Raw genomic sequence first — 24084 nt, 5'->3', positions numbered from 1 at the left:
CCTCGCACTCCGCCGGGGCACGGGGACAGCAATAGCGCCCCGGGCGGGTGACGGGTGCGAGGTCGTGGGTGGTTCACCCGGACGGCCGCCGGACCGGGGTGCCGTCCGGGTGAGCGCCCGGCCTCAGCCGTGCTCGTCGGAAGCGCGTCGCTCGATCATGGTGTCCGGCGCGGACCCGGGGATCTCCGTGCGCACGTCGGAGTCGCGCAGCACCTCGCGGGCCTGCGCCTCGGGGTCGGCGCTGCCGGTGCCCGCCTCCTCCGGCAGGAGGCTGGCCCGCGTTCCCGCGCGCTCGTCGATGCCGTTGCGCCGGTCGAACACCTCGGGCCGGTCCAGGTCGTGCTCGCGCCGGACGCGGGCCTCCTCCTCGGCGGAGAACTCGGTGGCGCCCAGGTCGAGCGGTTCTCGTTCGGTCACCTCCCTGCCTTACCCGGTGGTGGTCGGGTTCACGCATTGCGGTGACCCGATCGGGATCATGGTCGGGGCGTTCCGGGCGGGCCCGCGGCCGGCTACCGTGGGCCGACTGCCCACCACCAGCGGAGGAAACCCTTGAGATCCGCCACCCGCGCCGCCTTACTCGCGGCGAGTGCCGTCACGGCCCTGCTGTCCGCGGCGGCACCCGCCTCGGCCGTCCCCACCGTCTCGATGGACTGCGAGACCGGCGGTGGTTACTACGGATGCGCCCCGCAGATCAGCGGCGCCGTGCCGCCGATGACCATCACGTGGACCCGCAACGGGGTCCCGGTGTCCCAGTGGAACAACCGCTGGGCGGTCTCCGAGCGGTGCACCCCCGGTCAGGTCCTGACCCTCACCGCGAAGGTCGCCGACGGCAGCGGTTCGGCGTCGGCCACCGACGTCTTCACGTGCAGCAACGGCCCCTGGCCGTAACCGGGCCACGGGTGGCCGGGCCCCGCGTCCGGCCACCCGCCCGGCTCAGCCCGAGGCCACCGCGAACACGTGCAGGTCCTCGTCGGCGGGCAGGGTGACCGACCGCAGTCGCCTGCCCTCCGGCGCGGCGAACACCTTCGTGGCGAAGATGTGCGTGGCCACCTGCTCGCTGCCGCCGCCGCTCTGGTTGCGGTACGGCGTGGTCGCCACGACCGCGTTGCCGTAGGACGGGCCGGCGCTGCCGCCGCCCAGCGTCCAGTCGCTGAAGCCCAGCTCCACCGCCGCGGTGGTGCCGTCGGTGAACGTCACCTCGGCGGTGCGGGCCCGCGCGCCGTTGGTGGCCGAGCCGACGAACGCCAGGCGCGTGCCGGTGACGTCGAGGCGCTGCCCCGCGGCCACGGCGTTGTCCGGCCGCCCGGCGGGTGAGTCGGGCCAGCGGAACGCCAGGCCACCCACCTCGCCCGTCCCGCCGGGCACGAGGCCCGCGGCGGCGAGCGCCCGCCGGGAGTAGCTGTACCCGCCGCCGTCGAAGTCGCCGTCGCCGGTCTCGTCCTCGGAGGTGCCGGTGTTGTTCACCGCGGCGAGCATGCTGCCCTCCGGGGCGACCTTCACCACCAGCGGCAGCACCACCGGGTCCGCGCCGGCCACCCGGACCGTCGCGGTCGCCGCGTGGAAGCCCTGCGGCGCGTCCGGCGCGGCGGTGACGGTGAACGCGCCGGGCACCGCGCCGGACGGCGGGTCGAACACCAGCGACGGCGGGCCGGTGAGGGTGTAGGTGGCCGCGGGGTCGCCCTCGTAGAGCTTGGTGGCGACGATGCGCGCGGCCAGGGTCGCCCCCGGTGCGACGACCGGGTCACCCGGCACGACCCGCAGGTGGTACGGCTGGTCGTGCGGGACCGGCTGCTCGCCCTCGCGGAACGACGGCGGTGCGTCCGCCGGTGCCGAACCCCACGCGGTGTCCGGCGCGGTGCCGAGGGTGAAGTCCAGCCGGCCACCGCGGGCCACGAAGGACTCCGGCAGCCACGGCCTGGTGGTGTCCCGGCCGTTGACCCGCAAACCGCGCACGTACATCGCCTCCGACGACGCGCCGGGCGCGGTGATGGTGATGTCCCGACCGTCCCGGTTGACCTTCACCGAGGTGAACAGCGGGCTGCCGACCACCAGTTCGGCCCGCGACGGCACCTGCGGGTAGAGCCCGATCGCGGCGAACACGAACCACGACGACATCGCGCCCAGGTCGTCGTTGCCGGGGATGCCGCCGGGCCCGGTGGTCCACAGCGCGTTCACCACCTCGCGCACGGTCTGCTGCGTCTTGTGAGGCTGTCCGGTGTAGTTGTAGAGCCACGGCACGTTCAGCGAGGGCTCGTTGTCGAGCGCGGACTTGGTGCCGCCCGCCTTGGACAGCGCCCAACCGCCGTCGGCGTGGTGGAAGAAGTCGTCGAGCCGCCGGTTGGCCCGCTCCCGGCCGCCGAGCGCGTCGACCAGGCCGGCCACGTTGTGCGGCACCATCCACGTGTACTGGGCGCTGGTGCCCTCGACGAAGCCGTGCGCGGTGCCGGGGGTGAAGTTCGGCGCCCAGGTGCCGTCCTCGGCGCGGTTGCGCGGGTAGCCGCCGGTCTCGTCGGCGACCGGGTCGTAGTTGTTCCGCCACCACTGGGCGCGGGCGGCGAACTCGCGCTGCGTGCGGCGGTCGCCGACCCGCGCGGCCAGTTGGCCGATGGCGAAGTCCGCGCCGGACACCTCCAGCGTCTCCGCCGCGCCGCCCCACGCGTTGGACACCGAGGGCATGTAGTGCAGCCGCAGGTACTTGTCCAGCGACGGCCGCTGGCCCACCGACATCACCGCCCAGCCGTCCTTGCTCAGGTCCAGCGGGGTCGGCACGGTCGCCGCGCGCACCAGCGACGCCAGCGACCGCCGCACGTCGAACCGGTCGCCGCCGAAGGCGAGGATGCCCGCCAGCGCCTGCGGGGACGGGTCGCCGTTCATCACGTGCGTGCCGCCACTGGCGTGCGTCCAGCGGTCCCACACGCCGCCGTTCTGCTCGGCCTGGTTGAGCAGCGACTGGGCGACGTCCGAGCCGACGCCGGGTTCCAGCAGGGTCAGCAGCGGGAGCTGCGAGCGGTACACGTCCCAGCCGGAGAACGTGCCGTACTGGGCCCTCTGCGGGTGCCGGACGCGGTGCGCCTTGCCGTCCATGCCCGCGTACTCGCCATTGACGTCGCTGAACACGTTGGGGTGCAACAGGGAGTGGTACAGCGCGGTGTAGAACTTCGTGCGGTCGGCGTCCGAGCCGCCGCCGACCTCGATGCGCCGCAACTGCTCCTGCCACGCGCGGTAGGCGTTGTCGCGCACGTCCTCGATGGGCAGGCCGTCGTTCTCCGCGCGCAGGTTGCGCCTGGCGTTGTCGACGCCGACGTAGGAGATGCCGACGCGCACGTTCACCGTGGAGCCGGGGGCGAACCCGAGGTAGGCGCCGGAGCCCCTGCCCAGGACCGGCCAGCCGTTGGTGCCGTAGGTGGTGCCGCCTTCCGACGCCGTCGAACCCGGGGTGACAACGTTGTCGCGCCACGTGCCGACCTCGGTGAACGGCTGGTCGAACTCCATCGCGAAGTGCAGCGTGTAGTAGCTGCGGCGGCCTGCCTGGTTGATGTAGCCGCAGAAGTTGCCGCTGGTCACCGAGCCGGTGACGGTGCGCGTGGCCGGGTCGACGGCGGTGCGCGCGGCGCTGCTGCCCACCTGCGACTTGGACGTGCGCACCAGGACGGTGGCGGGTTGGTCGGCCGGGAAGGTGAAGCGGCTGGCGCCGGTGCGGGTGGTCGCGGAGAGCTCGACCTCGGCGCCGGACTTGAGCTTCACGTCGTAGCGGCCGGGCGCGGCGTGCTCGTCGGCGTGGCCGAAGTCGCTCGCGTAGACCTCGTCCTCGGGGTCGGTGTCGGGGCTGGTGGTGACCGTGCCGACGTGCGGGAAGAGCGGGACGTCGCCGGACCCGCCCGCGCAGCCGGTGCCGGACATGTGGGTCAGGCTGAAGCCGCGCAGGCGGGTGGCGTCGTACCGGTAGCCGCCGGGCGCCGCGACGCGCAGGGTGTTGCCGCGGGTGCCCTCGGGGCTGAAGGACGCCATGCCGAACGGCACGACCGCGCCGGGGAAGGTGTTCCCCAGGTTGCTCGTGCCGATCAGCGGGTCGACGTGGGCGGCGGGGTCGGGGACGACCGCCGCGTCGGGGTGCGCTGTGGCCGGTACCGCGCCGAGCGCCAGCAGGGTGGCCGCCGCGGCGGCCAGGACGCTTGTTCGCATGTCCCCGGACCGTACCCAGCGTGGTGAGGTGAACCCAGAGCGTGAGCGATTCCTGTCGGCAACCGGACAGATCGGGTGCGTTCGCGGGGTAACCGGACTGCGTGGCCGTCGGCAGCGCCGGCGGGGTCTGCACGCTGGTGCGCTAGACCGCCGACCGGGCGCGGTCGGCGGTCTAGCGCACCACGATCGTGTGCTCCCCGCGCGGCACCAGCTCGCCGATGACCGGGGCGCCGGGGACCTCGCCCGCCACCAGCAGGCCGCCGGAGGTCTGGGCGTCGGCCAGCAGCAGGGCCTCGTCCCCGGTCACGGCGGCCAGGTCGGCGTGCGGGCGCACCCACTCCAGGTTGCGGCGCGTGCCGCCGCTGACGAAGCCGTCGCGCAACGCCTCCCGCGCGCCGTCGAGGTAGGGCACGGCGGCGGCGTCGACGACGGCGGTCACGCCGCTGGCCCGGGCCAGCTTGTGCAGGTGGCCGAGCAGGCCGAAGCCGGTGACGTCCGTGGCGCACACCGCGCCCGCCGCCAGGGCGGCCCGCGAGGCGTCGCGGTTGAGCCGCGCCATGGTCGCCACCGCCTCGGGGAACACCTCGCCGGTCGCCTTGTGCCTGCTGTTGAGCACCCCGGTGCCCAGCGGCTTGGTCAGCGACAGCGGCACGCCCGGCCTGCCGGCGTCGTTGCGCAGCAGGCGGTTCGGGTCGCCGATCCCGGTCACCGCGAGGCCGTACTTCGGTTCCGGGTCGTCGACGCTGTGCCCGCCCGCGAGGTGCGTGCCCGCCTCCGCGCACACCGCCAGCCCGCCGCGCAGCACCTCGGTCGCCAGCTCGAACGGCAGCACCTCGCGCGGCCACGCCAGCAGGTTCACCGCGAGCACCGGGCGGCCGCCCATGGCGTAGACGTCGGACAGCGCGTTCGCGGCGGCGATGCGGCCCCAGTCGAACGGGTCGTCCACCACGGGCGTGAAGAAGTCGGTGGTGGCGATCAGGGCGGTGCCGTCGCCGGTCGCGACCACGGCCGCGTCGTCGCCGTGGTCCAGGCCGACGACCAGGTCGCCCAGCGGGTCGCGCGGGGTGGCGCCGGTCAGGCCGCGCACCACCTCCTCCAGCTCGCCGGGAGGGATCTTGCACGCGCAGCCGCCGCCGTGGGCGTACTGGGTCAGCCGGGGTCGGGTCACGTGATCAGCTTGCCGGGCGGGCCGCGAGCCCGCCCACCGGGTGGGCCGCGTCGCGCCCCGGGAACGCCGCCGGCAGGATTGGGCGATGGCACGAGGAGGCGTACCCGGCCTGGTGGCCGGCGCGGTCTTCAAAACCGTTGAGCGGCAGGACCTGTCGCTGGCGGGTTCGATTCCCGTCCGCCTCCGCCACGGCGGCGACCGGTGACGGGCCGCGTGGCGGAGGGCCGTGCCGGAGCGGGTGGCGCCGGAGCGGGTGGCGCCGGAGCGGGTGGCGCCGGCGCGGGTGGCGCCGGCGCGGACTTCCGGCGCGCCATCCCGCGCACCGACCTCGTGCTGGCCGACCCGAGGCTGGCCCCCGCCGTCGAGGCGCTGGGCCGCGACCTGGTCAAGTCCGCCGTGGTGGCGGCGCAGCAGCGGGCGCGCGAGGGCCTGATCGCCCCGACCGGGGTGGTCGACGCCGTGCTCGCCGCGCTGCCGGCCGGCGCCTCCTCGCTGCAACCGGTGCTCAACGCCACCGGCGTCGTCGTGCACACCAACCTCGGCCGGGCGCCGCTGTCGGCCGCCGCCGTCGCCGCGGTGGTCGACGCGGCCGGCTGCACGGACGTCGAGTTCGACCTGGCCACGGGCAAGCGGGCGCGGCGGGGGCGGGGTGTGCTGGCCGCGTTGGCGGCGGCCGTGCCGGACGCGGGCGACGTGCACGTGGTGAACAACAACGCGGCCGCGCTGCTGCTGTGCGCGATGGTGCTCGCGCCGGGGCGGGAGATCGTGATCAGCCGCGGCGAGCTGGTGGAGATCGGCGACGGGTTCCGCATCCCGGAGCTGCTGGCCTCCACCGGCGCCCGGCTGCGCGAGGTCGGCACCACCAACCGCACCCACCTGCGCGACTACGCCGACGCGATCGGGCCCGACACCGGCTTCGTGCTGCGGGTGCACCCCTCCAACTTCCGCGTCACCGGCTTCACCGGCGCGCCGGGCGCGGCCGAGCTGGCGGGCCTCGGCGTGCCGCTGGTGGTGGACATCGGCTCCGGCCTGCTCGCGCCCCACCCGCTGCTGCCCGACGAGCCGGACGCGGCGAGCGCGTTGCGCGCCGGCGCCGCCGTGGTGACCGCCAGCGGCGACAAGCTCCTGGGCGGTCCGCAGGCCGGGCTGCTGCTGGGCGACGCCGACGTGGTGCACCGGTTGCGCCGGCACCCGGCGGCGCGGGCGCTGCGCGTGGACAAGCTGACCCTGGCGGCGCTGGAGGCCACGCTCGCCGGGCCGCCGACGCCGGTGGCGCGGGCGCTCGGCGCCGACGTGGCGGACCTGCGGGCCCGTGCCTCGGCCCTGGCGCGGGACCTGGTCGCGCGGGGCGTGGACGCCGAGGCCGTGCCCGGTGGCGCGGCCGTCGGCGGCGGCGGCGCGCCGGGCGTCGAGCTGCCCAGCGCGGCGGTCGGCCTGCCCGAGCGGTACGCGGCGGCGCTGCGCGGCGGTCGGCCGCCGGTGGTGGGGCGGGTCGAGCGCGGGCGGTGCCTGCTCGACCTGCGCACCGTGGACCCGGCCGACGACGACCGGCTGCGGGAGGCCGTGCTGCGGTGCGGGTGATCGCCACGGCGGGGCACGTGGACCACGGCAAGTCCACGCTGGTCCGCGAGCTGACCGGGATGGAGCCCGACCGGTGGGCCGAGGAGCGCAGGCGCGGGCTGACCATCGACCTGGGCTTCGCCTGGGCGCGGCTGCCGTCCGGGCCGGTGGCGTTCGTGGACGTGCCGGGGCACGAGCGGTTCACCACCAACATGCTGGCGGGCGTGGGACCGGTGCCCGCGGTGCTGTTCGCGGTCGCGGCGGACGAGGGGTGGATGCCGCAGTCGACCGAGCACCTGGCCGCGCTGCGCGGGCTGGGCGTCCGCCACGGGCTGCTCGTGGTGACCCGCGCGGACCTGGCCGACCCGGGGCCCGCGCTGGCCCTGGCGCGGGAGCACCTGGCGGCGACGCCGCTGGCCGGCGTGCGGGCGCTGGCGGTCAGCGCGCGCACCGGGCTGGGCATGGCGGAGCTGCGGGACGAGCTGGACGCGGTGGCGCGCTCGCTGCCCGAACCGGACCCGGGCGCCGACGTGCGGCTGTGGGTGGACCGGGCGTTCACCGTGCGCGGTGCGGGGACGGTGGTCACCGGGACCCTCGGCGCGGGGACCATCCGGGTGGGCGACGAGCTGGAGCTGGCCGGCGTGCGCGTGCCCGTGCGGGGGTTGCAGGCGCTGGGCGAGCCGGTCGAGGTGGTGCGCGGGGTGGCGCGGGTCGCGGTGAACGCGCGGGGCGTGGACCGGGACCGCGTGGCCCGCGGCGACGTGCTGCTCACGCCCGGCGCGTGGGTGACGACCCGCGAGTTCGACGTGCGGCTGACCGCGGTCGGCGGTCCCGAGGGGGTGCCCGCGCGGCTGGTCCTGCACGTCGGGTCGGCGGCGGTCCCCGTGCACGTCCGCCCGCTGGGACCCGACACCGCCCGGCTCGTGCCGGCGCGCCCCCTGCCGCTGCGGGCCGGTGACCGGGGCCTGCTGCGCGACCCGGGCCGGCACCGGATCGCCGCCGGGGTGGTGGTGCTCGACGTGCGCCCGCCCGCGCTGACCCGCCGGGGCGCGGCGCGGCAACGGGGTGCGGACCTGGCCGGTGACGTGGCGGCGGCGCACCTGCGGGCGCGGGGCGTGGTCGACGCGGCCGAGCTGCGCGTGCTGGGCTTCGGCGACGTGGGCGAGCCGGTGGGCCGCTGGCGGGTCGACCCGGACCACCTCAGGCGGGTGGCGGGGCGCGTGCCCGAGGTCGTGGAGCGGTGGCGGCGCGAGCACCCGCTGGCACCCGCCGTGCCGCTGGACGTGCTGGCCCGGCGGCTGGACGTGCCGGTGGAGGTGGTGCGGCGGCTGGGGGTGGGCGGTCGGGCGGCGGGCGGTGAGCTGCCGCCCGCCGTGGAGCGGGCCGTCGCGGCGGTGGAGGCCGACCTGGCGCGCGAGCCGTTCCGGGCGCCCGACGCGGCGCGGCTCGCGGAGCTGGGGCTGGGTCACCGGGAGCTGGCGGCGGCGGTGCGGCTGGGCCGGCTGGTGCGGGTGGCCGACGGGGTGGTGCTCGGGCCGGACGCGCCCGAGCGCGCGGTGGCCGTGCTGGCCGGGCTGCCCGGGCCGTTCACCGCCGCCCGCGCCAAGCAGGCCCTGGGCACGACCCGCCGGGTCGCGGTGCCGCTGCTGGAGCTGCTGGACTCGCTCGGCCTGACCCGCCGGTTGCCGGACGACACGCGCGTCGTGGCCTGAGGGTCACCCGGCGGGGACGCCCTCGACGACCGACATCCGGGTGCCGGTCGGCAGGACCCGGGTCAGGCGCAGGTCCGCCCGGGCGAACAGGGCGCCGAACTCGGCGCGGGTGCGCTCCCGGCCGGTGAACGAGCTCATCATGAGCAGGTCGATGACCTTGCCGGGGTCGGGGTCGTTGCCGGGCGGGACCACCGCCTCGACGACCAGGACGCGGCCGGAGTCGGGGACGGCCCGCCGGCAGTGGCGCAGGATCCGCAGGCAGTGCTCGTCGTCCCAGTCGTGCAGGACGCGCTTGAGCAGGACGACGTCGCCGGGCGGTGCCGCGGTGAAGAAGTCGCCCCCGACGACCTCCCAGCGGTGGTCCGCGCCGAGTTCGCCGAGCCGGTGCCCGCGCAGCACGTGCGGTTGGTCGAACAGCACGCCGCGCACGCCGGGGTGCGTGCGCAGCACGTCGAGCAGCAGGCCGCCGTGGCCGCCGCCGACGTCGACCACCGTGGCGTCCGGCGGGAGGTCGAGGGCGCGGGCGACGAGGGGGTTCTCCGGATCGGACAGCGACGCCATGCCGTCGTGGAAGACCGCCGCGGTGGCCGGGTCGCGGGCGAAGTGCTCGAAGAACGGCACCCCGAACAGCCGGTCGAACTGCGAGGTCCCGGTGCGCACGGTCTCGTCCAGCTCGCCCGCGGGCCGCCAGAAGCTCTGGTCGGTGAGCATCAGGACCGCCGCGCGGAACGACGACGGCACGTCGGTGCGCAGCAGCTCCGCCGCCGGGGTGAGGGCGAACCGGCCGGCGTCGTCCTCGGCGAAGATCCCGCGAGTGGCCAGCAGCCGCAGCGCCCGGTGCAGGTTGAGCGGGTCGGCGCCGACCGCCCCGGCCAGTTCGGCGACCGGGCGCGGTCCCGCGGCCAGGTGGTCGGCCACGCCCAGCGCCGCGGCGGCGCGCAGGGCGGCCGGGAACAGGTAGCTCATCGCGAGGTCCATGAGGGCGAAGCGGGGGTCGGCTTCCGCGGGCCGGTCGGCGGGGTCCGGGGTGCTCTCGGCAGTCGCCACGCACGGCACTGTATTGGTGACGGAAAGTGATCACCAGGGCCGGCTCCGGGGTTCACCCCCTTGCCGGGTCCACCGCCGTTCCCGTCGCCTCCCGGACCACCCGCGCGTCGTCCCGCGACGCGCGCTCCCGCTGCGGCACCACCACGTACTTCGGGTCCTCGGTGGAGGCCACGCCCGCCTCGAACACGCCGAACCGCTGCAACGCGCTGCCCACCAGCAGCGCCACCCCGGACAGCACGGCCACCGCCCGGCTCCGCCCGCCCAGCGCCGCACCCAGCACCCCGCCCGCGGTCAGCAGCTCCGACCACCGCCGCAACCGGTGCGCCCGCCCCGTCGCGTACGCCTCGCGCACCAGGCCCAGCCGGGACTCCATGACCCGCGACGCGGCCAGCTCCGCCACCCCGCCCAGCACGGCGAACGCCCGCGCCGGGCCGGCCTGCGCCACCGGCGCGCACACCATCCCCAGCCCGCCGGACGCGGCCGCCGCCGAACCGGTGAACACGAACGGCAGGTGCGGGTGCGCCTCGTGCCACGCGGGCACGGCCGTCTGCGACAGCAGCACGGCGGTGTAGGACGCCACGGCGGGCGCGAACACCGCCGCCGACAGCCCGGCCGGCCGCGCGACCCGGCGCAGCAGCCGGCCCGCCCACCAGCGCGCGGGCAGCACCTCGGCGGCCGCGGCGGCACCCACGCCGGGGCCGTAGGCGACCAGGAACCAGGTGCCCACGCTCATCGGCGAGGTCGGCTTGGCCACCCGGAGCATGTGCAGGAACCGCTCCGGCCGCCCCAGGTCGGCGACCAGGAACCCCAGGCCCGCGCCCAGCGACACCAGCGCGCCCAGCCGGCCGGCCCGCCGCAGCGCCGGCCGGTCGGTGAGGTCCGCGCCCACCGCCAGCAGGGTCGAGCCCGCCGACACCCCGCCCGCGAACAGGTACGCGGGCACCGGCCACTCCCAGGCGGGGCGCTGGAGGACCGGCCGGTCGTAGTAGGAGCGGAAGTCCGCGTCGGGCACCACCGAGCCGTCACGCCGCGCCATCAACGCCCTCCCGCGAACGCCGCCACCGCGGCCGCGGCGAACGCCAGCGCCGCCACCCCGGCCCGCTTCCACATCGCGGGCAGGTCGCGGGTCGGCACCACCGGGTCCGGCGGCAGCCCGTACACCTCGGGCTCGTCCAGCAGCAGGAAGAACGCGCCGTTGCCGCCGACCCCGTCCTCCGGGTCGGCCCCGTACAGGCGTGCGCCGGTCTCGCCGCGCTCCCGCAGCTGCTCGACCCGCCGGGCGGCGCGCTCGCGCAGCTCGTCCAGCTCGCCGAACTGGATGGAGTCGGTCGGGCACGCCTTGGCGCACGCGGGTTCCTCGCCGACCTTCAGCCGGTCGTAGCACAGGGTGCACTTCTGCGCCCGCCCGTCGCCCTCGCGGCGCTGGATCACCCCGTACGGGCAGCCGGACACGCAGTAGCCGCAGCCGTTGCAGATGTCCTGCTGCACCACGACCGTGCCGAACTCGGTGCGGAACAGCGCGCCGGTCGGGCACACGTCCAGGCAGCCCGCGTGCGTGCAGTGCTTGCACACGTCCGAGGCCATCAGCCAGCGGAAGTCGGTGCGCGCGGCCGGGTCGGTCCGCGTGCCCGGCCGGTCGAACGAGGGCATCCCCAGGTCCTGCGGCGCGGGTCGCTGCTGCTCGACGAACGCCACGTGCCGCCAGGCGTTGGCGCCGAGGTGCCCGGTGTTGTCGAAGGACATGCCCAGCAGGTCGAAGTCGGAGGCGGGCACGGAGTTCCACTCCTTGCACGCCACCTCGCACGCCTTGCAGCCGATGCACACGGAGGTGTCGGTGAAGAACCCCACGCGCGGCGGGTGGTCGGTGTGCCCGGCCTCGCCCGCCACGTCGTGCAGGGGCCCGGAGAGCCTGTTCACTGCTCCTCCTCGGTGTGCGCGCGGCCCGCGGTGCGGACGTGCGTGCCGGTCTCGGTGGTGATCCCGGCCCGCCGCCGGTAGCCCTCCAGGTACTCCAGCAGCGCCGGCCCGCGCGGTCGGCGGCCCGGCCGCACGTCGCAGGTGGCCACCTTGGACTCCTGGATGAACACGTTCGGGTCGACCACCACGCCGAACAGGTCGTTGGGCGAGTCGCCGGTGACCAGGCCGGTGGCGCCCCAGTGGTAGGGCAGCCACACCTGGTGCACCCGGCGGTCGTCCACCGGCAGGGACCGCATCCGGTCGGTGACCACCACGCGCGCCTCCACCGCCGCGCGGCTGGTGACCACGTGCGCCCAGCCCAGGTGCTCCAGGCCGCGCTCGCGCGCCAGCTCCGGCGAGACCTCCACGAACAGCTCCGGCTGGAGCTCGGCCAGGTGCGGCACGGTCCGGCTCATGCCGCCCGCGGTGTGGTGCTCGGTGAGCCGCGCCGTGGTGAGCACGTACGGGAACACCTCGACGTGCGGCTCGGGCGGCGCCGGGTTCGACGGGTTGTCCGACCGGCCGTAGACCTTGCGGGTCGGGTTGCCCTGCTGCCCGTACACCGGGTTGCGCACCGGCGACTCGTGCGGCTCGTAGTGCGCCGGCAGCGGCCCGTCGGCCAGGCCGCTGGGCGCGAACAGCCAGCCCTTGCCGTCGGCCTGCATGATGAACGGGTCGTCGCCGTGCAGCGCGGCCGGGCCGACCGCGCCCGGCGGCGGCACGTGGTCCGGCGGCTTGGTGCGCTCGAAGTCCGGCACGTCGTGGCCGGTCCACTCGCCGCGCTCGGCGTCCCACCACACCAGGGCCTTGCGCTCGCTCCACGGGCGCCCCTCCGGGTCGGCGGAGGCGCGGTTGTAGAGCACCCGGCGGTTCATCGGCCACGCCCAGCCCCACTCGGTGGCGTACAGGTTCTGCTCCTGCCCGGGCTTGCGGCGGGCGGCCTGGTTGACGTCGTCGGCGTAGACGCCGCTGTAGATCCAGCAGCCCGCGGCCGTGGTGCCGTCGGCCTTCAGTTCGGGGTAGCCGTTCACCGCGCGGCCGGTGGTCAGGTCGACGCCGTTGATCCGGCGCAGCACGTCGTCGGCCTGCGGCTCGTCGCCGACGACCGCGTAGTCCCACCACAGGTCCTGCACGGGCCGGTCGCGCTCGGCGGTGGAGCCCGCCAACCGCTCTTTGAGCAGGCGGCCCAGGTGGTAGAAGAACCACAGCTCGGAGCGCTGGTCGCCCTGCGGCTCCACGGCCTTCTCCCGCCACTGGAGCATCCGCTGGGTCTGGGTGAACGTGCCCTCCTTCTCCACGTGCGAGGCGGCGGGGAGGAAGAACACCTCGGTGCGGCACCGCTCGGGCGCGATCTCGCCGGTCTCGACCTCGGGGGAGTCCTTCCAGAAGCTCGCCGACTCGATCATGGTCAGGTCGCGCACCACGAGCCAGTCGAGGTTGGCCATGCCCAGCCGCTGCAACCGGCCGTGCGCGGAGCCCACCGCCGGGTTCTGGCCCAGCAGGAAGTAGCCGGACACCTTGCCGTCCACCATGTCCATGACCGTGCGGTACGTGCCGTGGTCGCCGGTGATGCGGGGCAGGTGGTCGAAGCAGTAGTCGTTGTCCGCGGTGGCCTTGTCGCCCCAGTACTCCTTGAGCAGCGAGACCATGTAGGTGTCGGCGTTGCGCCAGAAGCCCTTCTGCTTGTCCGCGCGCACGTCGTCCACGTAGGTCGCCAGGTCGGTGTGCTCGGGCGTGGGCATCGGCAGGTAGCCGGGCAGCAGGTTGAACAGCGTCGGGATGTCGGTCGAGCCCTGGATGCTGGCGTGCCCGCGCAGCGCGAACACGCCGCCGCCGGGGCGGCCGATGTTGCCCAGCAGCAGCTGGATGATCGAGCCCGCGCGGATGCACTGGGCGCCCGTGGTGTGCTGGGTCCAGCCGACGCTGTAGACCAGCGCGCCGGTGCGCTCGCGGCCGGAGTTCGCCGTCCACGCCTCGCACACCGCCCGGAACAGCTCCTCGGACACGCCGCAGACCCGGGCCACGACCTCGGGCGTGTAGCGGCTGAAGTGCCGCTTGAGGACCTGGTAGACGCAGCGCGGGTGCTGCAAGGTCGGGTCGGCGGCGATCCGCCCGCTGCCGCCCTCGACCTTCGGCCCGCCGCTGCCGTGCTGGTAGGGCGTGGAGCGCTCCTTGGCGCCCGACGGGCCGTCGTGCTGCTCGGCCGACTGCTCCTTGTCCACGGTCTCGTACTGCCACGACGACGGGTCGTAGGACGCGGTCTCCGGGTCGTAGCCGCTGAACAGCCCGTCGAGGTCCTCGGTGTCCCGGTAGTCCTCGCTGACGAGGAAGGACGCGTTCGTGTAGGCGACCACGTACTCGCGGAAGTCCAGGTCGTTGGCCAGGATGTGGTTGACCACGCCGCCGAGGAACGCGATGTCGCTGCCCGCGCGCAGCGGCACGTGCACGTCGGCGTGCGCGCTGGTGCGGGTGAACCGCGGGTCGACGTGCAGGACCTTCGCACCGCGCTCCTTGGCCTCCATGACCCACTGGAAGCCCACCGGGTGGGCCTCGGCCATGTTGGAGCCCATGATGACGATGACGTCGGAGTTGATCAGGTCCTGCTGGTAGTCCGTCGCGCCGCCGCGACCGAAGGAGGCTCCCAGACCGGGAACCGTGGCGGAGTGTCAAATGCGCGCCTGGTTCTCGATCTGGAGGGCGCCCAGCGCGGTGAACAGCTTCTTGATCAGGTAGTTCTCTTCGTTGTCCAGGGTGGCGCCGCCGAGGCTGGCGAACCCGAGCGTGCGGCGCACGCGCCGGCCGTGCTCGTCGACGTCCTGCCAGCCCTTGTCGCGGGCGTCCAGGACCCGGTCCACCACCATGTCCAGGGCCCGGTCGAGCTCCAGCTCCTGCCACTCGGTGCCGTAGGGCGGCCGGTAGAGCACCTTTTGGGCGCGCTGGGGACCGGTGACGAGCTGGGTGCTGGCCGAGCCCTTGGGGCACAGCCGGCCGCGGGAGATCGGGCTGTCCGGGTCGCCCTCGACGTGGAGCACCCGGTCGTCGGCGACGTAGACGCGCTGCCCGCAGCCCACCGCGCAGAACGGGCAGACGGACTTGGCGACGCGGTCGGCCCCGGCGGTGCGGGCGGCCAGCTCGGCCGAGCGGCGCGACCGGGCGGCCTCGCCACGGCCCAGCGGGTCGGACCCGGTGAGCTGCCGGAACACCGACCACGAGGACAGCCACCGCCTCGGTCCCATGCGCCCCATGCTGTCACCGGGGTGCGCGGTCCGCACTTCGGGAGAGCACCGGCACCAGGGCGAGCGCGGGAACCAGCAGCACCGGCACGACCAGCAGGGCGCGCAGCACGCCGACCCGGTCGCCCAGCAGGCCGACCAGCGGCGGGCCGGTCAGGAACGCGGTGTACCCGATGAGCGCCACCACGCTCAGCCGGGCCGCGGCGCGGGCCGGGTCGTCCGCGGCGGCGCTCATGCCCACCGGGAAGCCCAGCGACGTGCCCAGGCCCCACAGCGCCACCCCGGCCGCGGCCACCGCGGGCGACCCGGCGAGCACCGCGAGCGCCACCCCGGTGATCGCGAGCAGCATGCAGGCCAGCACGACCGGCACCCGGCCCCAGCGGTCCAGGGCGGTCGTGCCGACCACGCGGCCGAGCGTCATGGTGGTCACGAAGACCGCGAACACCGCCGCGCCACCGGCCGGGTCGAACCCGTGCCCGTCGACGAACGCCACGGCCAGCCAGTCGTTGGCGGTGCCCTCGGTGAACGCCAGCACCAGCACCAGCAGCCCGATCAGCAGCGTGCGCGGCTCCCGCCAGGCCGCGGTGACACCGCTGCCGGTCCGGGCGGCCTCCGCGTCGCGGTCCCGGAACCGCCGGGTCGCCGCCAGCGTGCCGACCAGCACCGCCGCGGCCACGGCCACCAGGTGCGCGGTGACCGGCAGCCCGGCCCAGGTCACGAGCGCGGCCAGCGCCGCCGCGACGACCGTGCCCAGGCTCCACGCGCCGTGGAAGCGGGGCATGACCGCCCGGCCCAGCGCCCGCTCGACGTCGGCCGCCTCCACGTTCATCGCCACGTTGCAGGTGCCCGACCCCAGGCCCATGGCGAACAGGCCGACCGCGGTGCCGACCACCGAGGGCAGCGCGCCGACGGCAGTGCCCGCGACGGCGAGGCCGGCGGCGACCAAGCAGGTGGCCAGGCGCGCCGTCCGGCGCGGACCGAGCCGGTGGGTGACCTCGCCGGCGGTCAGCATGGCCAGGGTGGAGCCCGCCGACCCGGCGAGCAGGACCAGGCCGAGCGCGCCCGCGCCGAGGCCCAGGGCGCCCTGGGCGGCGGGCACGCGGGCGAACCAGGTGGCGAGCGCCAGGCCGTTGAGGCCGAAGACGACGCCCACGCCGACGGCGGGTGCGGTCCGGTGGGTCCGGGTGGTCATCCGTGCTCCTCGGGTCTCGGATGTCCCGACCTCAAGCCTGGAAGCGCTTCCACCGCAAGAGCAGACTGGCGGCGTGGTGCACAGGGTGACGCTGGAGGACGTGGCGCGGGCGGCCGGTGTTTCGGCGGCGACGGCGTCCCGGGCGCTGAGCGGACGGGGTCCCGCCTCGCCCGCCACGCGCTCGCGGGTCGGCTCGGCGGCGCGGGACCTGGGCTACGTGCCCAACGCGGCGGCCCGCGCCCTGGCCACCCGGGGAGGGCCGCGGGTGGCGGTGGCCGTCGGCGGGGTGACCGCGGACGTGCTGGCGGACCAGTACGTGGGGCGCGTGGTCGCGGCGGCGGCCGGGGTGGCGGGCGCGCACGAGGCGGGGGTGTCGCTGCACTGGCTGCCGCTGGACGACCCCGGTGCGCTGGCCCGGTTGGGGGAGAACCGGGCGATCGGGGCGGTCCTGGTGGTCAACCCGACGCAGGAGCTGCTGGCCGCGGCGCCCCGGTCGTTGCGCGGTCGCGTGGCGGCGATCGGGGTGGGGACGCGCGAGGTGGCCGCGTTCGACGTCGACAACGCGGGGGGCACGGCGCGGGTGGTGGAGCACCTGCTCGGTGGTGGCCGGCGGCGGGTGGCGATGGTGTCGGGGGTGGGGTGGTTGCCGTGCGTGCAGCGGGCGGTGGGGGCTTATGCGCGCGTGGTGGAGGAGGCGGGGTGCCCGGTTCGGGTGGTGCCGGGGGATTTCTCGGCGGTGCGGGGCGAGGAGGCGGCGGTCGAGATCATGCGTCGTTGGCCGGACACCGACGCCGTTTACGCGCTGGGTGACCTGAGCGCGCTGGGGGTGTTGGGCGCGCTGCGGCGGGCGGGGGTGGACGTGCCCGGTGACGTGGCGGTGGCGGGGTTCGACGACCTGCCGGTGGCGTCGTTGGGCGCGTTGACCACCAGCACGAACCCGGTGGAGGAGATCGCCGCCGGCGCGGTCTCGGCGGTGCTGGAGGGGCGGGCGCGGCGGCCGGTCGAGCTGTTCCCGTCGGTGCTGGTGGTTCGCGAGACCGGGTGAATCTGACACTGTCACGTTGACACTGTCAGATCCCGGGTGCAGCATTGCCCTGTGAGCGACGAGGAGCTGTGGACGATCGACCAGCTCCCGGATCGGGTCGCGGCACTGTTGGCCGAGGGGTATGGCGGGCAGCGGAGCGGCCGGGTGCGGGAGCTGCCCAACGGCCGTGCGATCCGCTGGTACACGACCATCGGGCTGGTGGACCGGCCGGCGGCGCACCGGGGGCGGACCGCGCTGTACGGGTGGCGGCACCTGCTGCAGGTCGTGGCGGTGAAGAAGCTGCAGGCGGCCGGGCGGACGTTGGCCGAGATCCAGGGGTTGGTGGTCGGGGCGTCCGACGCGCGGCTGGCCGAGCTGGCCGAGCTGGAGGTGGGGAACGGGCGCGGGTTGGCGCTGGAGATCGGGACCGGGGGTGGTGCCGGGGTCGGTGCCGGGGTCGGTGCGGAAGGCGGTGTGGCCGCGGCGGCACCTGCTGTGCCGCCCGTTGTGCCCTCTGCCGTGCCGCCTGCTCCACCGCGGAGTGCGGGCTTCTGGCGCGACCGGCCCGCCGTTGACGCCGGCGCTGCTGGTGACGCTGCTGGTGACGCAGGTGCGGCTGCTGACGCCGGTACTGATGCCGCGCCTACCGCATCCGCACCCGCCTCGCCCGCCGCCGCCCCCGCCCCCGCCCCCGCACCCGCCTCGCCTGCCGCCGCCTCCGCACCTGCCGCCTCCGCACCTCCTGCCCCCGCACCTCCTGCCCCCGCACCCCCTGCTCCCGCACCGGTGGTCGTCCCGGGCCTGCGCCTCGCCCCCGGCGTCACCCTCCTGCTCCACGACGCCACCCGCACCCCCGACCCCGCCGACCTGACCGCCATCGCCGCCGCCGCGGCACCGCTGCTCGACCTGCTCGCCCGCACGGGTCTGGCCCCGACCACTGGAGAGGACAACGGATGAGCACCACCATCGACGTCATCGAGACCCCCGGGGCCACGACCCTGCCCGCCGAACCGGCCGAAGACGCCGGGCTCGGCTGCCTGCGCACCGAGCGCGGCAACCTGCCGCTCGAAGCGGTCGACGTGCACGCCACCATCACCGGGCTGGCCTCGCGCACCACCCTCACCCAGGTGTTCCGCAACCCGCACGCCGAACCGCTCGAAGCGACCTACGTCTTCCCGCTGCCGGCCCGCGCCGCCGTGACCGGGTTGCGCGTCGAGGCCGACGGGCGCGTGGTGGAGGGCGTCCTCAAGGAGCGCGGCGAGGCCAGGGCCGACTACGACCAGGCCATCTCGGGCGGCAAGCGCGCCGCCATCGCCGAGGAGGAGCGGCCCGGCGTGTTCACCACCCGGGTCGGCAACCTCGTGCCCGGCGAGCAGGTCACCGTGCGGCTGACCCTGGTCGGTGTCCTCGCCTACGAGGACGACGCCGCCGAGTACCGCCTCCCGCTGGTCGTGGCGCCCCGCTACATCCCCGGCACCCCGCTGGCGGGCGGCCAGGTCGGCGACGGCGTCGCCCAGGACACCGACGCGGTGCCCGACGCCTCCCGGATCAGCCCGCCGGTGCTGCTGCCCGGCTTCCCCGACCCGGTGCGGCTGTCCGTGGTGGTGGACGTGGAGCCGGCCGGGCTGCCGGTCGCGCGACCGGCGTCGAGCCTGCACGCCACCGTCACCGAGGAGACCGCCACCGGGTTCCGGGTCCGGGTCGAGCCGGGGGCGCGCGTGGACCGGGACTTCCTGCTGCGCCTGCGGTTCGCCGACGCGGGCGCGGTGCGCACGTCGCTGGCCGTCCGCCCGGACGAGGAGGGCACCGGCGGCACGTTCGCGCTGACCGTGCTGCCGCCGGAGCCCACCGGTCCGGTGCGCGGCCGGGACGTGGTGCTCGTGCTGGACAGATCGGGTTCCATGGGCGGCTGGAAGGTCGTCGCCGCCCGGCGCGCGGCGAGCCGCGTGGTCGACTCGCTCACCACCGGCGACCGCTTCGCCGTGCTGGCGTTCGACGACCGGCTCGACAGCCCGGACACCCTGCCCGCCGGCCTGGTCGAGGCGACCGACCGCAACCGCTACCGCGCGGTGGAGTTCCTGGCCGGCCTGGGCGCACGCGGCAGCACCGAGATGCTGGCCCCGCTGCGGCGCGCGGCCGAACTGCTCGGCGCGAACGGCGAGCGGGAGCGCGTGCTGGTGCTCGTGACGGACGGCCAGGTCGGCGACGAGGACCGGTTGCTGCGCGAGGTCGCCACCGGCCTGGCCGGCGTGCGCGTGCACACCGTCGGCATCGACCGAGCCGTCAACGCCGCGTTCCTGCAGCGCCTGGCCGGCTCCACCGGCCGCTGCGAGCTGGTCGAGTCGGAGGACCGCCTGGACGAGGCCATGCGGCACATCCACCACCGCATCGGCGCACCCGTGCTGACCGGCCTGGCAGTGCACGCGGCCGGCCTGGCCATCACCGAGCAGACACTGGCACCCACCCCGCTGCCGGACCTGTTCACCGGCGCCCCGGTGCTCATCACCGGCCGCTATGCGGGCGAGCCGACCGGCGAAGTCGAGATCACCGGCGACAACGGCTGGCGCCACCGCCTGCCCGCCACCCCCAGCGACAACGTGGGCCTGGCCGCCCTCTGGGCCCGGGCCCGAGTGCGGGACCTGGAGGACCGGTACGTCGTGGGCGCGGGCAACCCGACCGACCTGGAACGGCGGATCGTGGACACGTCCCTGCGATTCGGCGTGCTCTCCAGGTTCACCGCGTTCGTGGCGGTGGACGAGCGGGTGGTCAACGAGTCCGGCACCGTGCGCCGGGTGACGCAACCGGTGGAGCTACCGGACGGATGGGTGCACCAGGCACCCGACACGGCGTTCGGCGGGTCCTACGCCCCCGCACCCGCGGCCGCCGGTTTCGCCGGCGCGATGCCCGCCGCGGCCATGCCCTTCGCGGCTCCCCCGGCAGGTGCGCCCGCCCCGGCGCCCCGGATGAGGAAGCTGAGCGCCGCGCGGTCGCCCGAACTGGGCCGCACCGGCATGCCGCAACGCCTCGGCGACGGTGTCGGACGCCGGGGCGGCCAAGCCCCGAACGCACCCGCTCCGGCCGGCGGTGGCGGAGGGCGAGGGGGTCAGGTGCCGAACGCGCCTGCCCCGAGCGTCGGACTGCCGCAGGTCCCCGGTGTGGTCGGACGACCTCAAGCACCCAAGCCGGACGTCGCACCGCCGACCCCGGACCTGGCCGCGTTCCTGTCCACCGAACTCGCCGGCCTGCGCGCCACCCGCACCCCTGAGGCGCAGGTGCCCTTGCTGGTCCACCTGCACGAGGCGATCACCCGGCACCTGTCGGCGTGGGAGGCGGCCGGCGCACCGGCGGAGACCGTCCGCCGACTCACCGAGCTGGCCGCCGAACTGGCCGGTCCGGCAACGGTCGAACAGCGCTTCCAGCGGGCGGTCGAGATCTTGGCGGAGCTGACCGAACCGCGTCGCCGCAAGCCTTTCTGGAAGCGGTGACGTCCGCGGGGCACCGACCCGCGGACCGTCCGGCTCGGGCTCGGAACTCCGGTGGTGGGGGAGAGACCGGGGACCGGGCCCGGGCCGGATCAGGTTCGCCCCTGATCCGGCCCGGGCACTCGCTGACCTTGCCTGGGCTCTCGCCGACTTCGCCCGGGCTCCCGCCAATCCTGCTCGGACTCCCGCCGGAGCCGGCTAGGATCGCGGCGCCAGGGTTCGTGAGCGGTTTTCGACCGGTTGGCCGAAAGGGCTTTTAGTTGACCGGTTTCCACGGCGGCGCGAGGGCGTCGGGTGCCACGCTGCGACAGCGGTGGAGGTCGCTGGGCCTCGGCTTCGTCGCCGGCGCCACGAGGTCGATCATCAGCGAACAGGTCCGCAACCGGGACGCGGTCGTGGCGGCCCTGACCCCACGTGGGCTGGGGGCGGACCTGGTCGCTGCCCGGCACCGGGCCGTGTACCGGAGGCTGGCGCGGCGGGCGGTGGCGCACGCCCGGCTCGGCGTCCTCCTGGGCTTCACGGGCTTGGCGGTGCTGTGCCTGCTGTGGGTCGGCATCGCAGCGCACTTCGGTGACGCGCGCGGCGCGGGAGCCGCGATCCTGGCGGGCCTGATGGGCTACGTGCTGGTGAACTCGCCGCTGCTGCTGGTCCTCGTCATCCTGACGCGCCTGCCCCGGCTCGCCACGTCGATCGGGTCGCTGCACCTGGTGGCCGTGCTGGCCACGGCCGGGCTGATCGTCTACGGCGAGGTGACGGGCACCGGCCCGGTCCGCCCGCTGGTCGGGAACACGGTCGGGGACGGCTTCCTGTTCTACCTGCTGGTCCACGGCAGCCTCACGACCGCCTCCCTTTGCGCCGCCTTCCTCTTCGGGGCACCCGTGGCCTGGTACGTGCGTCGCCGCCTGTGGTTGACCGATCCCGTCGGCAACGGGTTGCGCGCGTTGTTCGCGTCCATCGCCCTGGCGAGTTCCGACGAGGACTTCCTGAAGGTGGGCACGCGACGCCGGATCGTCGACCGGATGGGCGTGGTGGCCCTGGTCCTCCGGCGGGGGCTGTGGCGGGTGGTGCGACCGCCGAACGCGCTGGCCCGCTCGGTGCTGCGGCACCGGTGCGAACTGGCCGCGCAGGTCGCCGAGATGATGTGCGTGTGGGTGGTGCTGCCCGCGAAGACGACCCGGGGCGACTTCCTGGACAAGGTGTGCGGCCTGGTCGAGACCCTGCTGTCCGGCAGGCTGGACGAACTCCCGGTCGAGCCCCTGCGCGGCGCCATCGACCTGCAGAGCAGGTTCGCCCTGCTGGCGGGGTTCGTGCGGAGGATCGTCATCGGCGCGGTGCCGCTCGGCGCCCTCTCCGCGCTCGGCCTGTTCGGCGCCACCGTGCCCGACGGCATCGCGGGGCCCGTGCGGACGTTCGCCTGGATCTGGTTCCTGGTCGCGTTGCTCGGCGCACTGGGCGAACTCCGGACCGGGCGGACGTTGTTCGGCCAGGCCCTGGAGTTCTTCTCCCGCATCACCGGCAAGTGAGCCGCTCGACCGCGGTGTCCGCCACGGGGGTGGCGGGACACCGCGGTGGTCGGCGGGGCTCAGAAGATGAGGATGAGCAGCAGCATGATCCCGGCGACGATGGCGATCGGGACGATCGGCACGCTGCCGGGGCGCCGGCGGTAGTGGCTCTGCACGGTGGTGGTGCGGAAGAAGCTGTAGGGCACCCGCCTGCGGTGCCTGCTGACCCAGGGCATGTCTGCTCCCCACCTGGTAGGTGTCCTCTGGCACGCCTTGAATACCCAATGGCGCCTGCGGGGACACATCGGTTGTGGGGGACCGGTTGTGGGAGGGCGGGCCGGGGACGAACCCCGGCCCACTGCGCCCGAAGCCTCAGCACACCCGGTGCAGCCAGCCGTCCACGTCGGGGACTCGGCCGTGCTGGAGGTCGACCAGGGCGGTGCGCAGGGTGCGGGTCACCGGGCCCATCTCGCCGTTGCCCACGGTGAAGTCGCCCTCCTCGTCCTTCACCTGCCCGACCGGGGTCACCACCGCCGCCGTGCCGCAGGCGAAGACCTCGGTGATCGTCCCGGCCTCGCACTCGGCCCGCCACTGGTCGACCGACAGCGGCTGCTCCGCCACCCGGTAGCCCAGGCGGGAGGCCATGCGCAGCAGCGAGTCGCGGGTCACGCCGGGCAGCAGGGTGCCGGTCAGCGGGGTGGTGAAGACCTCCGCACCCTGACCGCTGCCGCGCACGAAGAACAGGTTCATGCCGCCCATCTCCTCGATCCAGCGGCGCTCCGCCGAGTCGAGCCACACCACCTGCTGGCACCCCGCCTGCTGCGCCTTGCGCTGCGCCACGAACGACGGCCCGTAGTTCGCGGCGCACTTCACGTTGCCGGTGCCGCCGGGCATGGCGCGGGCCTGGTCGCGGGACACCAGCACCGACACCGGGCGCACCACGTCGCCGAAGAAACCGCCCGCGACGAACGCCATCACCAGGAACAGGTACTCCTCCGACGGGCGCAGCATCAGGTTCGCGTCCGTGCCGAACATCAGCGGGCGCAGGTAGAGGCTGTGGTCGGGGTCGTCGGACAGCTCGCCCTGGTCGGCGGCGACCACCGCGTCCACGCCCGCCACGTACAGGTGCTCGGGCAGCTCGGGCATGGCCAGGCGCGCGGCCGAGCGGTTGAAGCGGCGGGCGTTCTCCAAGGGGCGGAACACCGCGACCGAGCCGTCCTGCCGGCGGAACGCCTTCATGCCCTCGAAGATCACCTGGCCGTAGTGCAGGCCGAGGGTGGCCGGGTGCAGCGACAGGTTCGCCAGCGGCTGGAGGCCGCCGTCGTGCCAGCCGAGGTCGGGGGAGTAGCGCAGGCTGTACATGTGGCGGGTGAACGCGTCCCCGTGGCCGGGGGAGGTGGGGGCGACAACGGGTGCGGCGGCGGGCTTGGGCAGGACGGAGGTCATGACGGGCTCCTTTGCGGCAGAGGGGAGATCGAGCCGGGGGGACGGCGAAGGGGACGAGGTCGGAGGCGGCGAGAGGGAGCGGGCGAGAGGGGATCAGGCCAGGGGATCAGGCCGGGGGTCAGGCCGGGGGTCAGGCCGGGGGTCAGACCGGGGGTCAGGCCGGGGGTTAGGCCGGGGGGTCAGGCCAGGGGATCAGGCCAGGGGGGCGAAGAAGAACGTCTCGCGCTTGCTGAAGCGGTCGTCGTCGGCGAGGGTGAAGAAGTCGGCGTAGCGCAGGCTGGTCGGCGTGCCGTCGCGGAGCACGCCCTCGAACGACCCGCGCACCGCGACCTGGTCGCCCTCGCGCACCACCGACTCGACGCGGTGCGTGCCCTCCTTGATCACCCGCACGTGGGTGTAGAAGTGCGCCACGCCCTCCTGGCCGACGGCCGGCGCGTAGCCGGGGCGGTAGTAGACCGTGTCCTCGGTGAACATGGCGACCAGGGCGGGCACGTCACCGGAGTCGACGTGGCGGTAGAAGTCCTGCACCAGGGCGGTTTCGCGGGCCAGGGCGGTGGTCATGGGAACTCCTCGGGAAGGG

At 75.3% G+C, this 24084-nt stretch carries 18 protein-coding genes and 1 tRNA gene; 8 read left to right on the top strand and 11 right to left on the bottom strand.

Annotated elements, in window-relative coordinates; all coding sequences use genetic code 11:
• Nucleotides 1–123 precede the first annotated feature (123 nt).
• Nucleotides 124–417, bottom strand: a complete 294-nt coding sequence (locus EKG83_RS33430; RefSeq protein WP_033434695.1) for a hypothetical protein — start codon at nt 415–417, stop codon at nt 124–126.
• Nucleotides 418–549: 132 nt separating this feature from the next.
• Between EKG83_RS33430 and EKG83_RS33425 the strand changes: the two genes are divergently transcribed.
• Nucleotides 550–888, top strand: a complete 339-nt coding sequence (locus EKG83_RS33425) for a hypothetical protein (protein WP_033434694.1) — start codon at nt 550–552, stop codon at nt 886–888.
• Between the two features lie 45 nt (nt 889–933).
• Here the strand turns inward: EKG83_RS33425 and EKG83_RS33420 are convergent, their stop codons facing one another.
• The gene (locus EKG83_RS33420; protein ID WP_033434693.1) at nt 934–4182 is read right to left on the bottom strand and encodes a GH92 family glycosyl hydrolase; all 3249 of its coding nucleotides are present in this window, start codon (nt 4180–4182) and stop codon (nt 934–936) included.
• A 172-nt stretch (nt 4183–4354) separates the two neighbouring features.
• Complete coding sequence (gene selD / locus EKG83_RS33415; RefSeq protein ID WP_033434692.1) at nt 4355–5350, bottom strand: selenide, water dikinase SelD; 996 nt, start codon at nt 5348–5350, stop codon at nt 4355–4357.
• A 94-nt stretch (nt 5351–5444) separates the two neighbouring features.
• Here selD and EKG83_RS33410 point away from each other — a divergent pair.
• The 3 genes from EKG83_RS33410 (at nt 5445) to EKG83_RS33400 (ending at nt 8622) form a co-directional block, all read left to right on the top strand.
• Nucleotides 5445–5539 (top strand) — tRNA-Sec (locus EKG83_RS33410).
• Nucleotides 5540–5662: 123 nt separating this feature from the next.
• Nucleotides 5663–6931: an L-seryl-tRNA(Sec) selenium transferase gene (selA, locus tag EKG83_RS33405; RefSeq protein ID WP_033434730.1), complete on the top strand. Its 1269-nt coding sequence runs from the start codon at nt 5663–5665 to the stop codon at nt 6929–6931.
• The gene (locus tag EKG83_RS33400; protein ID WP_033434691.1) at nt 6922–8622 is read left to right on the top strand and encodes a SelB domain-containing protein; all 1701 of its coding nucleotides are present in this window, start codon (nt 6922–6924) and stop codon (nt 8620–8622) included. The genes selA and EKG83_RS33400 overlap by 10 nt, the downstream gene beginning before the upstream one ends.
• 3 nt (nt 8623–8625) lie before the next feature.
• On the opposite strand, the gene EKG83_RS33395 is transcribed toward EKG83_RS33400, so the two are convergent.
• The 5 genes from EKG83_RS33395 to EKG83_RS33370 are packed head-to-tail and all read right to left on the bottom strand — an operon-like array spanning nt 8626 to nt 16050.
• Entirely contained in the window at nt 8626–9669 is a 1044-nt protein-coding gene (locus tag EKG83_RS33395; protein ID WP_033434729.1) for a methyltransferase, read from the bottom strand.
• 52 nt (nt 9670–9721) lie between these two features.
• Nucleotides 9722–10705 (bottom strand): NrfD/PsrC family molybdoenzyme membrane anchor subunit, encoded by a 984-nt coding sequence (gene nrfD, locus EKG83_RS33390; protein ID WP_051766803.1) that lies wholly within the window; start codon nt 10703–10705, stop codon nt 9722–9724.
• Nucleotides 10705–11586 (bottom strand): 4Fe-4S dicluster domain-containing protein, encoded by an 882-nt coding sequence (locus EKG83_RS33385; protein WP_033434690.1) that lies wholly within the window; start codon nt 11584–11586, stop codon nt 10705–10707. The genes nrfD and EKG83_RS33385 overlap by 1 nt, the downstream gene beginning before the upstream one ends.
• A complete protein-coding gene (fdh, locus tag EKG83_RS33380; RefSeq protein ID WP_228122313.1) occupies nt 11583–14861 on the bottom strand; it encodes a formate dehydrogenase in 3279 nt (1092 codons plus the stop codon). Before fdh ends, EKG83_RS33385 begins: the two co-directional genes overlap by 4 nt.
• Nucleotides 14862–14874: 13 nt before the next feature.
• On the bottom strand, nt 14875–16050 hold the full coding sequence (locus tag EKG83_RS33370; RefSeq protein ID WP_033434688.1) for an MFS transporter: 1176 nt from the start codon (nt 16048–16050) through the stop codon (nt 14875–14877).
• Between the two features lie 73 nt (nt 16051–16123).
• On the opposite strand from EKG83_RS33370, the gene EKG83_RS33365 reads away from it, so the two are divergent.
• From EKG83_RS33365 to EKG83_RS33350, 4 genes are all read left to right on the top strand, one after another.
• A complete protein-coding gene (locus EKG83_RS33365) occupies nt 16124–17095 on the top strand; it encodes a LacI family DNA-binding transcriptional regulator (RefSeq protein ID WP_051766802.1) in 972 nt (323 codons plus the stop codon).
• Nucleotides 17096–17146: 51 nt separating this feature from the next.
• Nucleotides 17147–18031 (top strand): MerR family transcriptional regulator, encoded by an 885-nt coding sequence (locus EKG83_RS49255; protein WP_265590296.1) that lies wholly within the window; start codon nt 17147–17149, stop codon nt 18029–18031.
• Nucleotides 18028–20559, top strand: coding sequence for a VIT domain-containing protein (locus EKG83_RS33355; protein WP_051766800.1), 2532 nt, complete (start codon nt 18028–18030; stop codon nt 20557–20559). Before EKG83_RS49255 ends, EKG83_RS33355 begins: the two co-directional genes overlap by 4 nt.
• 257 nt (nt 20560–20816) lie before the next feature.
• On the top strand, nt 20817–22079 hold the full coding sequence (locus EKG83_RS33350; RefSeq protein WP_033434687.1) for a hypothetical protein: 1263 nt from the start codon (nt 20817–20819) through the stop codon (nt 22077–22079).
• Nucleotides 22080–22138: 59 nt separating this feature from the next.
• Here EKG83_RS33350 and EKG83_RS47200 read toward each other — a convergent pair whose 3' ends face one another.
• The 3 genes from EKG83_RS47200 to EKG83_RS33340 all read right to left on the bottom strand — a co-directional run bounded on the left by EKG83_RS47200 (nt 22139) and on the right by EKG83_RS33340 (nt 24065).
• A complete protein-coding gene (locus tag EKG83_RS47200; RefSeq protein ID WP_170191943.1) occupies nt 22139–22294 on the bottom strand; it encodes a hypothetical protein in 156 nt (51 codons plus the stop codon).
• A 136-nt stretch (nt 22295–22430) separates the two neighbouring features.
• The gene (locus EKG83_RS33345) at nt 22431–23504 is read right to left on the bottom strand and encodes a branched-chain amino acid aminotransferase (protein ID WP_033434686.1); all 1074 of its coding nucleotides are present in this window, start codon (nt 23502–23504) and stop codon (nt 22431–22433) included.
• Nucleotides 23505–23696: 192 nt separating this feature from the next.
• Nucleotides 23697–24065, bottom strand: a complete 369-nt coding sequence (locus EKG83_RS33340) for a nuclear transport factor 2 family protein (RefSeq protein WP_033434685.1) — start codon at nt 24063–24065, stop codon at nt 23697–23699.
• Nucleotides 24066–24084: the final 19 nt, after the last annotated feature.

The sequence above is a fragment of the Saccharothrix syringae genome (genome assembly GCF_009498035.1).
GTDB classification, from domain to species: domain Bacteria; phylum Actinomycetota; class Actinomycetes; order Mycobacteriales; family Pseudonocardiaceae; genus Actinosynnema; species Actinosynnema syringae.
This window is presented reverse-complemented; position numbering and strand designations above follow the sequence as displayed.